Source organism: Sorangium sp. So ce426 (assembly GCF_051475585.1).
Classification (GTDB): Bacteria; Myxococcota_A; Polyangia; order Polyangiales; family Polyangiaceae; genus Sorangium; species Sorangium cellulosum_B.
This window is the reverse complement of the sequence record NZ_CP150341.1, coordinates 4833900-4846027: the sequence shown is the minus strand read 5'-3', so window position 1 is coordinate 4846027 and position 12128 is coordinate 4833900. Positions and strand designations below refer to the sequence as shown.

8 protein-coding genes are annotated in these 12128 nt (G+C 70.9%); 7 read left to right on the top strand and 1 reads right to left on the bottom strand.

Features of this window, described 5'->3' with window-relative positions:
• Positions 1-283: 283 nt before the first annotated feature.
• The 7 genes from WMF44_RS17860 (at position 284) to WMF44_RS17830 (ending at position 9796) form a co-directional block, all read left to right on the top strand.
• Complete coding sequence (locus WMF44_RS17860; RefSeq protein ID WP_437300320.1) at positions 284-1075, top strand: CBS domain-containing protein; 792 nt, start codon at positions 284-286, stop codon at positions 1073-1075.
• A 191-nt stretch (positions 1076-1266) separates the two neighbouring features.
• On the top strand, positions 1267-1677 hold the full coding sequence (locus WMF44_RS17855; protein WP_437300319.1) for a CBS domain-containing protein: 411 nt from the start codon (positions 1267-1269) through the stop codon (positions 1675-1677).
• 99 nt (positions 1678-1776) lie between these two features.
• Positions 1777-3123, top strand: a complete 1347-nt coding sequence (locus WMF44_RS17850) for an acetyl-CoA hydrolase/transferase family protein (RefSeq protein WP_437300318.1) — start codon at positions 1777-1779, stop codon at positions 3121-3123.
• Between the two features lie 211 nt (positions 3124-3334).
• A complete protein-coding gene (locus WMF44_RS17845) occupies positions 3335-5068 on the top strand; it encodes an acyl-CoA carboxylase subunit beta (RefSeq protein WP_437300317.1) in 1734 nt (577 codons plus the stop codon).
• Positions 5069-5070: 2 nt separating this feature from the next.
• The gene (locus WMF44_RS17840) at positions 5071-7989 is read left to right on the top strand and encodes a biotin carboxylase N-terminal domain-containing protein (protein ID WP_437300316.1); all 2919 of its coding nucleotides are present in this window, start codon (positions 5071-5073) and stop codon (positions 7987-7989) included.
• Between the two features lie 203 nt (positions 7990-8192).
• A complete protein-coding gene (locus WMF44_RS17835; RefSeq protein ID WP_437300315.1) occupies positions 8193-8759 on the top strand; it encodes a hypothetical protein in 567 nt (188 codons plus the stop codon).
• A gap of 113 nt (positions 8760-8872) precedes the next feature.
• On the top strand, positions 8873-9796 hold the full coding sequence (locus tag WMF44_RS17830; protein ID WP_437300314.1) for a fibro-slime domain-containing protein: 924 nt from the start codon (positions 8873-8875) through the stop codon (positions 9794-9796).
• Between the two features lie 29 nt (positions 9797-9825).
• On the opposite strand, the gene WMF44_RS17825 is transcribed toward WMF44_RS17830, so the two are convergent.
• Positions 9826-12126, bottom strand: a complete 2301-nt coding sequence (locus WMF44_RS17825) for a nitric-oxide reductase large subunit (protein ID WP_437300313.1) — start codon at positions 12124-12126, stop codon at positions 9826-9828.
• Positions 12127-12128 lie beyond the last annotated feature (2 nt).

The window sequence follows — 12128 nt, the reverse complement described above, 5'->3', positions numbered from 1 at the left end:
GCGCGCGCTGGCTCCCTCGCGCGAGCAGGGCTCTTCCCGCGACCTGGACGCTCCGCGCGAGCCGAGAGCGAGCTCCTCTCGCCGCGAGCGCTGGGGGCGGGCGCCTCGCGAGGCAGCCCGCGGCCGTTTGCGCCGCGGCGCAAACGGCGCGCGGAGGCGCAGGCGTGACCGCGGCGTACCAGGGCCGCCGCCGCCCGCCGGGGATCTCGCGTGCGTGGCACGAACGGTGCTCATCCCACGGCGCACCTCGAGCGAAGGACGCAGAGGCGAACGGGAGACGACGATGACAACCCTTGGACCTACCGGCGGAGAGCACCAGCTCCGGCACCACACGATCCGCAGCGCGCACATCGTTGGAGACGACGGCGAGGAATCGGTCGTGGCGACCGTCTACTGTCCGTTGCGGGAGCGCTCGATGACGGCGCGAGAGTGCGAGTCGTGCCGTCGCTTCCATGCGCTGCACTTCGACAAGAGCTCGCGCACGACGTCGGTCGTCTGCCATGCCAGCCACGCGGCGCCGGGCACGGAGGACGCGGATCCGCTGCGCAGCGCGGGCGTCGACGTGGCCGTGAACCCGGAGGCGCCGCTCGCCGACATCATGACCAAGGACGTCATCTGCATCCGATCGGAGGTCTCCCTCGACGACATCACGGCCCTGCTCGTCCGCCACGAGATCAGCGGGATGCCGGTCGTGGACGCGGCGGGCAAGCCGGTCGGCATGGTGTCGCGGGCCGACGTGCTCCGTGCAGCAGAGGAGCGCGGCGACACCGAGGAGTCGCGGCGGGTGGCCTCGCGGTCGGGCGAGGTCGCGCCGCTCGACATGAGCCAGGGCTTTCATGTCTACGAGCCCGTCAGGGTCACCGCGCGCGACGTGATGACGCCCGTCGTGGTGCAGCTGCACGAGAGCGCCAGCATCCGGCAGGCCGCGTCGCTCATGGCCTACGAGGGCGTGCACCGGCTGCCGGTCGTCTCGGACGACGGCAAGGTCGTCGGCATCCTGTCGTCGCTCGACGTGCTGCGGTGGTTCGGGCGGTGCTGCGGGTACCTGATCCCGTCGGCGCGCAAGCGGGCCTGAGGAGATGGCTCGCCGATGAAGCGTACGCGCCGCACGCCCGCTGCGTGTCGTAGCGCGAACGCCGATCCAGGCGGTCCGCATCTTGCAAACCCGCCTCGTGGCCCATCGTGGCAAACCGAGCTCGATCGAAGGGCGCCGGTCCGATCAGCTCGAATCGATCATCGCGGACGTCCAGCGCCAGGGGAGGCCTTATGAGCTCTTCGACCATTCGCATCCAGGACTGCATGACCCGGAGCCCCCACTCGATCGGCGCGGATCAGAAGGTCGGCCTCGCCCGCGCGCTCATGCGCGGACATCGCATCCGGCATTTGCCGGTGCTGAGCGGCGGCCGGCTGGTCGGCATCCTCTCCGAGCGGGACATCTACTGGATAGAGACGCTCAAGGAGCAAGAGGGGGATGAGCTCGTCGTCAGCGAGGCCATGTCGCCGTGCCCCTACGCCGTCGCGCCGAGCGCGCCGCTCTCCGAGGTGGTCCGCGAGATGGCCGAGCACAAGTATGGATCGGCGGTGGTGCTGGACAGCGCGCAGGTCGTCGGCGTCTTCACGACGACCGACGCGCTCGCCGTGCTGGCCGCGCTGCTCACCGAGAAAGAGATCTCCTGACCCGAGGCTCGACCCGCATGACGGCGCGGCCGGCCATCGCCCGCCCCGACGGCGAACGCGCTCCGTTCATCCCCCGAGAACACCGGAAGAAGGCACACGATGCAGCAGACGATCACGGACTGGCGATCGCGCTTCGGCGACAAGATCAAGACGGCCGAGGAGGCCATCCGCGCGATCCCCCCGGGGCGGCGCATCCTCGTCGGCTCGGGCGCCGCGGAGCCGACCGATCTCGTGAACGCGATGGTTCAGTCCGGCGACCACCTCGCCGGCAACGAGATCGTCCACCTGATGACCGAGGGCCCCGCGCCGTATGTCCGCCCCGGCCTCGAGCGGCGGTTCCGCCACACGGCGTTCTTCATCGGCCAGAACGTCCGCGAGGCGATCCACGAGGGGCGCGCCGACTTCATGCCGGTCTTCCTCTCCGAGATCCCGAGCCTGATCCTCTCGGGCCGGGTGGGCATCGATGTGGCCCTCATCCAGGTGAGCCCCCCGGACGCCCACGGCTTCGTCAGCCTCGGCGTCTCCGTCGATATCGTCCGCGCCGCCGTCGACTCGGCGGATCTGGTCCTCGCCGAGGTCAACCCGCGGATGCCCCGCACCCACGGAGACTCGTTCTTGCACGTGGATCGGATAACCCACCTCGTCCCGGTGGACCGCGAGCTCCCCGAGCGCGCGATCGAGCCGCTCGACGATGTCGACCGCGCCATCGGCCGCAACGTGGCGACGCTCGTGCCCGACGGCGCGACGCTCCAGACCGGCATCGGCAAGATCCCGAACGCCGTGCTCGCCGCCCTGGGAGGCAGGAGCGACCTCGGCGTGCACACCGAGATGCTCTCCGATGGCGTGATGGATCTCGTCCAGCGCGGCGTCATCACGAACCGCAGGAAGACCCTCCTGCCGGGGAAGCTCGTGACCTCGTTCCTCCTCGGCAGCCGCGCCCTCTACGCCTGGGCCCACGAAAACCCCGTCATCGAGATGCGCGGGTCCGCCTTCACCAACGATCCGCTGACGATCGCGAGGAACGACAGGATGATCGCGATCAACGCGGCCCTCGCCGTCGATCTGACGGGCCAGGTCGCCGCCGACACGCTGATGGGCCGCTTCTTCTCCGGGATCGGGGGGCAGGTCGACTTCATCCGGGGCGCGGCGCGGAGCGCGGGCGGCAAGCCGATCATCGCGCTCCGGTCCACCGCGAAGGACGGCACGATCAGCCGGATCCAGCCGGCGTTCGAGCAGGGCGCCGGCATCGTGACGAGCCGCGGGGACGTGCACTACGTGGTGACGGAGCACGGCGTCGCGGATCTCTGGGGCCGGAACATCCGGCAGCGCGCGCTGGCGCTCATCGAGATCGCCCACCCCGATCACCGCGCCGACCTCCTCGCGGCGGCCAAGCAGCGCCGCTATGTGTTCGGCGATCCTGCCGTCTCGCGCGCGGATTCCCCCTGACGAGCGCCGGGCTCAGCCACGCATGACTCGCCGCGTCCAGGCGGGAGAGCGCCGCGCGAGCCGGTCGAGGTGGCCGCGGCGACCCGGCATCGCCGCGGGGAGCCCCGTGCCGCGCCCCACACGCCGGCGCCGGGGCGCGGCACGACGCTCGGCCCGGGCGCGCGAGGTGCGTCCCCGGATCCTGCCGTGATATAGAGCGCCTCGCCCGTCCATGAGCCCTCTTGATCACAACGATGTCGCCGTGAAGCCCTCCGCCCTCGTCCCCTCGCTCGACGATCCGCTCGACGAGGGATCCGGGGCGCCGGCCGCGCCTGCCTCGGCGTACGACGCGGCGCTCCGGGAGGCCGAGGAGCTGCGCAGGCGCCCCTATGTCGCCGCGGGCCCGGAGAACATCATCCGGCAGCACAGCAAAGGCCGGATGACGATCTGGGAGCGCATCCGGGTGCTCACGCCCGAGCCGCCGCGCGTCGTCTTCGAGAACTGGGGGCCCAACCTGGACGGCGCCTCGCTGGTCACCGCGATCCTGCGCGTCGGCAGCCGCGACGTGGCGCTGTACGGCCACGATTTCACGATCCGCGCCGGGTCGATGGACGCGACGAACGGCCGCAAGCTCGCGCGGCTGTTCCAGCTCGCGGGAGAGCGGGGCATCCCGCTCATCGGCCTCAACGACAGCGCCGGCGCCTACGTCCCCGCGGGCGTCGGCGGGCTCGACGGCTACGCCGAGGCGTTCGCGGCGCTGCGCAAGATCAGCGGCGTGGTCCCGAGCATCATGTGCATGTTCGGGTTCAACGCGGGCGGCGGCTCCTACCTGCCCCGGCAGGGCAGCTTCGTCATCCAGCCGGGCGGCACGTTCTTCGGCCTGACCGGGGCGGCGGTCGTCAAATCGGTCCTCGGCGAGGTGGTCTCGCCCGACGACCTCGGCGGCCCGCGCGTCCACGGCGCCTCGGGGGTGGCCGATCTCACGGTGCCAGACGAGGTGGGCGCGCTGCGCACCACCGTCCGGCTGCTCGGTTACCTGCCGAGCAACAACCGCGAGAGCGCGCCTTTCCAGCGGACGAGCGATCCGGTGGGCCGGGAGACGACCGAGATCGACACGCTCCTCCGCAGGACGATCTCGTCGCCGACGGGCTACAACACGCCGCTCGACATCAACATCATCATCCAGCGCATCTGCGATCACGGCGACTACTTCGAGGTGCAGCCGCAGCGCGCGCGCAACACGATCACCGCGTTCGGGCGGATCGGCGGGCGCGTCGTCGGCTTCGTGGCGAACAACAGCGCTGTCGCGTCGGGCCAGATCGACGTGGCGGCCGCTTACAAGAACGCTCGATTCATTCGCTTCTGCAACCTCTACAACATCCCGCTCCTCTTCATGGAGGACACCACAGGGTTCCTCCCGGGCAGGGAGCAAGAGGCGATGGGCATCGTGCAGGCCGGCCGGGCCATGCTCGACGCGATCATCGACGTGCGCACCCCGCGCATCCTGCTGCTCGTGCGCAACGCGTTCGGCGGCGCCTATGCCTCGTTCAACAACTACGCGACCGGCGCGGACGTCGTGCTCGCGCTCCCCACGACCCGCGTCGCGGTGATGGGCCCCGCCGGCAAGGAGTTCGTCTACAAGGACGAGCTCCGCAAGGTGCGCGCGCAGGCGAGCGCCAGGGAGAAGGCCGGCGTCAAGGAGCGGCTCGCCCGCGGCCTCGACGAGGCGAAGGCGAAGGCGGAGGCCCGCGACGAGGCGGCGGCGTGGCTGAAGGCGAGAGAGGCCGAGTTCGGCGCGCGGTACGAGCGGGAGCTCATGAACCCGCGCGAGGGGCTCAGCCTGGGCTCCATCTCGCGGCTCGTGATGCCGCGCGAGCTCCGCGCGGTGATCGCAGAGAACCTCGAGTTCCTGCTGCGGCACTACCAGCCAGGGCCGTTCACCGGTGTTCAGCGGGAGTTCCATTGATCATGGATGGATTCGAGACCAGGCGAGGTTACGACCGCAACCCGAGGGTGGTGCGCGACCGCAGGCTCGGCCGCTCGAGCTCGGCGTGGGCGCGCTCGTTCGCGGCCGACGACGTGCGGCCGCTGATCGTCTGCCGGGGCCCGATCCGGAAAGAGGCGATGGATGTCTTCGCCCAGATGGGGATCGAGCATTACGGCATCCTCCTGTCGGAGAAGGACTCGATCGTCTACACGCACGCCCTGGCGCCGGAGCTGCGCTGCATCCACCCGGCGCACGTGCACCGCGTGAAGGACTATACCGGCGCCACCAAGGACGAGCGCGTCAAGCTGATGCAGGAGATCGTCGCGATCGCCCGGGCCGGCGGCTACACGCACGTGTTCGCGGGCTACGGCTTCATGGCCGAAGACGAGGAGTTCGTGCGCACGCTCGAGGAGGCGGGGCTCGTCTTCATCGGCCCGCGCTCGTCGGTGCAGCGCGCCGCCGGGCTCAAGGACGAGGCGAAGCGGACGGCGCTCGCGGCCGCGGTCAGCGTGACGCCCGGCATCGACGACGCGACCCGGCGGATCGTGCTCCGCAAGTGGCCCGATCACGCGGCGCTGCGCGCGGCCGCGGCGGACCGCGGGCTGCTCGGCCCGGGCGCCGCGGGCGCGCGGCTCGCCGACGGGATCCCGCTCGCCGAGGCGGCGGACGCCCTGCTCGCGGCGGCGTACGCGCGGCGCGTGGATCTCTACACGACCGACGAGCTCTGCGAGGAGCTCGAGCGGGGCGCGGCCGAGCTGCTCGCTCGCCACCCGGGGCGGCGGATCCGGCTCAAGGCCATCGGCGGCGGCGGCGGCAAGGGGCAGCGGCTCCTCGCGGGCGTCGCGCCCGACGCGGCGCCCCTCGAGGCCGCGGCGCGGGCGCGCGCGGCCGAGGTCCCCGCGCTGGCGCGGGAGATCCTCGCGGAGGTGAAGGCCGCGGGCGTCGGCGACAACAAGAACATCCTGCTCGAGCTCAACGTCGAGGAGACGCGGCACAACGAGATCCAGCTCGTCGGCAACGGCGCGTGGTGCGTCGCGCTGGGCGGGCGCGACTGCTCGCTGCAGATGCACGAGCAGAAGCTGCTCGAGGTGGCGATGACGCAGGAGGGGCTGCTCGAGGCGATCGAGCGGGCGCGCGCGGCCGGCGAGGCGCCGCGCGCGGCGTCGCTCGAGCGCGAGCGCGCGTCGCTCGCCCGGATGGAGGCCGAGGCGGAGCGGTTCGGGCAGGCGGTCGGGCTGAACTCGGCCTCGACGTTCGAGTGCATCGTCGAGGGGGATCATCACTACTTCATGGAGGTCAACACCCGTATCCAGGTCGAGCACCGGGTGTCGGAGCTCTGTTATGCCCTCCGCTTCGAGAACCCGGCCGATCCGGCCGACGCGTTCGAGGTGACCTCGCTCGTCGAGTGCATGGTCCTCCTCGCGCGCCACGGGGAGCGGCTGCCCCGGCCGATCCGCGTCCGGCGGGAAGGGTCCGCGGTGGAGGCGCGCCTCAACGCCACGAACGGCGCGCTGGAGCCCCACGCGGCCGGCATCATCGTGTCCTGGAGCGATCCGCACCCGCACGAGATCCGCGACGATCAGGGCATCTGCGTGAAGAACCCCGACACGGGGGTGTTCATGCATTACCGGGTCGCCGGCGCCTACGACAGCAACATCGCGCTCCTCGTGACCTACGGCGCCTCGCGCGAGGAGGCCTACCAGCGGATCTGCGAGATCCTGCGCACGACCACGCTGCGCGGCAGCGATCTCCACACGAACCTCCTGTTTCATTACGGGCTCGTGCACTGGTTCCTCGCGCGGAGCGTGTGGGCGAAGCCGACGACGGGCTTCGTTGTCCCGTACCTCACGCAGGTCGGCCTGCTCGCGGTGGAGCTCGGGGGGCTCGATTTCGACGCGATGTGGGCCGAGCTCGGCGCCCGTCACGAGCGCCGCCTCGCGGCGCGGGCCGGGGCCGCGGAGGCGACCGGCGGAGGAGCGTTGAAGAAGGTCTTCGCGCTGAAGGACACGCTGGTGCGCCGTCCCGTGGAGAAGATCTGCGCGGAGCCGCACCTCCTGTCGGCGTGGCTCAGCCGGAACATGGGGTCGTTCGAGATCCGGTCGGGGCGGGTGCGCTGGCTCAAGAACCCGATCGAGGTGCTCGCGGACACGTACTGGCTGCTCAACATGACGCCTCAGCCGCAGGCGCCCGCGGCCCACGTGATCTGGGATCACGACCAGGAGGTGCTCTCGCGGGCGCTCGGCTTCTACCGGCGCGTCGGCGAGCGGATGGGCCAGGCGGGCGGCGCGCCTCCGTGGCCCGAGCTGCGAGCGCACCTGTCCCGGGACACCGCGCCTCACGGCGACGACGCCGAGCTCTGGCGGCGGGTCCGCGGCGCGCACCTCGGCTTCCAGGCGGGCCTGGAGCTGCTCGACGCGCTGGTCCTCGCGGGGGACGCCGCGCGCTTCTTCGAGCTCCGCGCGCGGGAGGACGGCACGGTCGCCATCCCCGAGCGCCTGCTCGATCGCGAGCTCTCGGCCCGCATGCGCAAGGTGCTCGCGCCGCCGCCCGCCATGCGGGCCAACGAGATCGTCGCGGTCACCGGCGGCATGTTCTACGCGCAGGAGGCGCCGGACCGGCCCCCGCTCGTGACGAAGGGCAGCCATTTCGCCGCCGGTGACCCGCTCTACGTGATCGAGGTCATGAAGATGTTCAACAAGGTGCTCGCGCCGTGCTCCGGCACCGTCGAGGAGGTGCTCATCGACGGCGGCGAGGGGACGATCGTGCAGAAGGGCCAGCCGCTCTTCCGCGTGAAGCCCGACGAGGTGCTCGTGGAGGAGGACTCGGCCGAGCGCGCGCGCCGCCGGCGCGAGACGACGCTGCGGTACGTCGACGCGATCTTCGACGCCGAGGGCCCCTGAGGCCGCCGCGGGCAGGACGACCTGCTCACGCCGTCAGAGGCAGGGCCACCGGCCCTGCGCTGGGGAGCTCGACGAACTCGCGCGGTTCGGGCGGCGCCATGTAGGAGGCGATTGCACGCTTCAATACCGGTGCGGAGGGCAACCATGTGGCCTACCCCCGCGGGTTGATGTACCCTCACTGCCGAGCGCGCTCGCGCGATGGGATGACCGACGAACCGAAGGTCAAGGGGGTGGCGTTTCGCTCCGTGGTGGCGAGCTTTGGCAAGCTGCGCGGCGAGCCTGCCCAGAAGCTCAGCCTGGATGAGATGTGTGAACCGCTGCGCGACGGCATCCGCTACGGCAGCCTCGTCTCCACCGGCTGGTACCCGATCGCCTGGTACAAGGACCTGTTCCAGGCCATCCGGCGCACCAGCGGAGAAGGCAAAGAGCTCATCCACCAGATTGGCCGCCAGTGCACGCACGACGACATGAGCGGCATCTACAAGGTCATCGCCGGGCTCATCTCCCCTTCCACCCTCTTCTCCCTCAGCCAGCGCGTCTTCTCCAACTACTATTCCGCCGGCCACGTCCGTGTCCTCGAATCCCGCCGCGGCTTCACCCGCGCGCTCTGGATCGGCTGCGAAGGCTTCGACGAGAACATGTGGACCGAGGTCATCGGCTCCTGCGAGCAGCTCCTCGTGATCGGCGGCGCCGACCACGTCCGCCAGCGCATCATCTCCGGCGGCGGCGACAACGACGATCACCTCGAGTTGACCGCGCACTGGAGCTGAGGCCCCGTGCAGCGCGTCCGTGAGGCGATCGCGGCCACGCGAGCGCGACGCCCCCCTCGAAACGGCGTGTTCACATGAGCTTGCCTGGAGGACCGGCGAGCTCGGAGGCATCCATGCGACAGGAGACGATCTCGATGAAGCCAGCCCAGCCCACGGCGGCCGCCCGCGCGGACACCCCGCGATGCCTGGCCGTCCTCCTCTCGACGGGCACGGCGCTCGCGGGGTGCACCACCGAGATCGCCGTCATCGGTCGCGACCTCGGCGCCACGACGTCATCGTCGCCCGCCTCGTCCTCGTCCTCGTCCGGCGCCGGCGGTGATGATCCCGGGATGCTCGATCCCGGCGCTGGCGGCGGCCCTCCCCGAGGCGCCACCGGCGCCGGCGGGGACGGGCGTTGCGAGCCGAAGCTCACGGGGGTGGTGCGCGACTTCAAGGCATGGAGCTCGGACGGCGGGCACCCCGACTTCGAGTGGTTCGCGGGCGACGGCCTGAAAGGCATCGTCGAGCCCGAGCTCGGCCCCGACGACAAGCCGGTCTATGCCCATGAGGGCGGCACGGCGCACACGACCGGGCCCGAGGCATTTTATCAGTGGTATCACGACGACCCCACGGTCAACGTATCGTTCCGGTACGACGTCCCGCTCCAGGTGAGCGAAAGCGGCCTCGGGGTCTTCGCGGGAGACCAGTTCTTCCCCATCGACGATCGGGGGTGGGGCAACGAGGGGAACATCCACAACTTCGGCTTCACGTACGAGCTCCACATGACGTTCGACTACCAGCGCGGCGGCGTCTTCTTCTTCAACGGCGACGACGACCTCTGGGTGTTCATCAACAGGCGCCTCGCGATCGACATGGGCGGGCTCCACGCCCCGACCTCGGCGCTCCTCGAGCTCGACGCGAAGGCCGAGGAGCTCGGCATCGAGGTCGGCAAGGAGTATCCGCTCGACTTCTTCTACGCGGAGCGCCGCAGCGGCAGCGCGGTGTTCACGATGATGACGTCGTTCAAGTTCACGAACTGCGACCCGATCCTGAAGTAGCGCCGAGATCGCGCCGCGCGCCGCCGTGCTCAGGCCGCCGGCGCGGCCATCCCTGCCGCCTCACCTTCGGGGGCGGGCTTCGCCGAGGCGGCGCCCGCCGGCCGGCGGGTGAAGAGCCCCGCGACGAACCCCACGAAGGCCAGGACACCGACGATGAACAGGGTGTCTCCGACGAGCCGCATCCAGCGCAGCGCCTCGAGGACGGGCTGCTGCAGGAACTCCGCGCTCCGCGCGTACCACAGCCCGCGCTCGACGCTGGCCCACGCCTGCGCCAGCCCGATCGGCAGGAGGCTCAGGAGGATCATGAGGCCGAGACCGCCGTTCATCCCCCAGAACGCCACCCGGAGCCGCGCCTCGTTCCACACCGCGTCGGGGCGCAGGCGGCGGAGCATCACCAGCACGAGGCCGAGGGACAACAGCCCGTAGACGCCGAACAGGGCGGCGTGCGCGTGCACCGGGGTCGTGTTGAGGCCCTGCATGTAATAGAGGGCGATCGGCGGGTTGATGAGGAAGCCGAACACCCCGGCGCCCACGAAGTTCCAGAACGCGACGGCGACGAAGAACTGGATGGGCCAGCGATAGGCCTGCATCCACGCGCTCCGGTGCTGCATCTGCCAGGTCTCGTGCGCCTCCATCCCCACGAGGACGAGCGGCACGACCTCCAGGGCGCTGAAGCTCGCGCCGACGGCCATCACCGAGACCGGCGTGCCGCTGAAGTAGAGGTGGTGGAACGTGCCGGGGATGCCCGAGACGAGGAAGATGCAGGTGGACAGGAGCGCGGCCCGCGCCGCGCTGTCGGGCCGCACGAGCCCGAACCGGGTGAACAGGAACGCGATCGCCGCGGTGGCGAACACCTCCATGAACCCCTCGACCCACAGGTGGACGACCCACCAGCGCCAGTACTCCATGACCGACAGGTGCGTCTTCGCGCCGTAGAACAGCCCCACGCCGTAGAACATCCCGATCGCCACCGTCGCGCCGGTGAAGAGCAGCACGATGTGCCGGCTCATGTCGCGCCGCGAGAGCGCGGGCCAGAGCGCGCGCAGCATCAGGAAGAGCCAGAGCGCGAGGCCGCCGAAGAGCGCTATCTGGAAGGCGCGGCCGAGGTCGACGTACTCGTACCCCTGGTGCCCGAACCAGAACGAGTGCTCGAGCGCGAAGCGCTGCTTCACCGACAGCCACTCTCCGGCGAGCGAGCCGAAGACAACGAGGACGAGCGCCCCGAAGAGGACGTTCACGCCGAGCCGCTGCCCCCTCGGCTCTCGCCCGCCCACCGCCGGCGCGAGGAACAGCCCCGCCGCGAGGAACGCGGTCGCGATCCAGAAGACACCGAGCTGGACGTGCCAGGTGCGCGTCACCGCGTACGGCAGGTAGTCCGCGACCGGCAGGCCGAAGACCTCGTGTCCTTCCACCGTGTAGTGCGCGGTCAGGGCGCCGAGCGCGACCTGGAGCACGAGCAGCGCGACGACGACGAGGCAGTACTTCCCGACGGCCCGCATCGACGGGGTGAGCACCCACCCCGAGAGCGGGTCGCGCGCCGGCGCGGCGACGGCCGGCTCCTCGCTGCGGCGGAACGCGTGGTACCAGACGAGCGCGCCGATCCCGGCGAGCAGGAGCACGACGCTCACGATCGACCAGATCACGTTGGCGGCCGTGGGGACGTTTCCGACGAGCGGCTCATGAGGCCAGTTGTTGGTGTAGCTGGCGCCGGTGCCAGGGCGCTCCGCGGCCGTGGCCCACGAGGTCCAGAAGAAGAACGCCGTCAGCTTGTCGCGCCGCCCGGCGTCGGGGACCGCGCCCGTGTGCAGCGCGTAGCTCTCGCGCAGGCCGGTGAGGCTCGGCTCGTCGCCGAAGAGCGCGCGGTAGTGCGCGGCGGTCTGCTCGATCGCCAGCGCGCGATCCTCGGAGACGGTGAGCGCGCCGGTCGCGGCGTCGTAGCCGTTGTGGCGCATCGTCCGCTGGAGCCGCGCCTTGAGCGCGGCCTGCGCCTCGTCCGGGAGCGCCGCGAACGCCGCGCCGTGCTCTCGCTCGCTCCAGAGCGCGAGCTGCGCCTCGGCCTCGCGATGGAGCCAGTCGGCCGACCAGTCCGGCGCCTGGTAAGCGCCGTGCCCCCAGACGCTGCCGACCTGCTGTCCGCCGATGCTCTGATAGACGAGCTGCCCGTCCAGGATGTCGTCCTTCGTGAGCAGCACCCGGCCGGACGGCGTCTCGACCCGCTCCGGGATCGGCGGGGCCTTGCGGTACACCTCCCGACCCATGAAGCCGAGTATCAAGAAGCCAGCGGTGATGACGGCGGCGAGCGCCAGCCAGAGTCGTCGTAGGTTATGCATAG

Coding starts and splice junctions, on each gene's coding strand:
- WMF44_RS17860 (WP_437300320.1), top strand. CDS start 284: ATGACAACCCTTGGACCTACCGGCGGAGAGCACCAGCTCCGGCACCAC.
- WMF44_RS17855 (WP_437300319.1), top strand. CDS start 1,267: ATGAGCTCTTCGACCATTCGCATCCAGGACTGCATGACCCGGAGCCCC.
- WMF44_RS17850 (WP_437300318.1), top strand. CDS start 1,777: ATGCAGCAGACGATCACGGACTGGCGATCGCGCTTCGGCGACAAGATC.
- WMF44_RS17845 (WP_437300317.1), top strand. CDS start 3,335: ATGAGCCCTCTTGATCACAACGATGTCGCCGTGAAGCCCTCCGCCCTC.
- WMF44_RS17840 (WP_437300316.1), top strand. CDS start 5,071: ATGGATGGATTCGAGACCAGGCGAGGTTACGACCGCAACCCGAGGGTG.
- WMF44_RS17835 (WP_437300315.1), top strand. CDS start 8,193: ATGACCGACGAACCGAAGGTCAAGGGGGTGGCGTTTCGCTCCGTGGTG.
- WMF44_RS17830 (WP_437300314.1), top strand. CDS start 8,873: ATGCGACAGGAGACGATCTCGATGAAGCCAGCCCAGCCCACGGCGGCC.
- WMF44_RS17825 (WP_437300313.1), bottom strand. CDS start 12,126: ATGCATAACCTACGACGACTCTGGCTGGCGCTCGCCGCCGTCATCACC.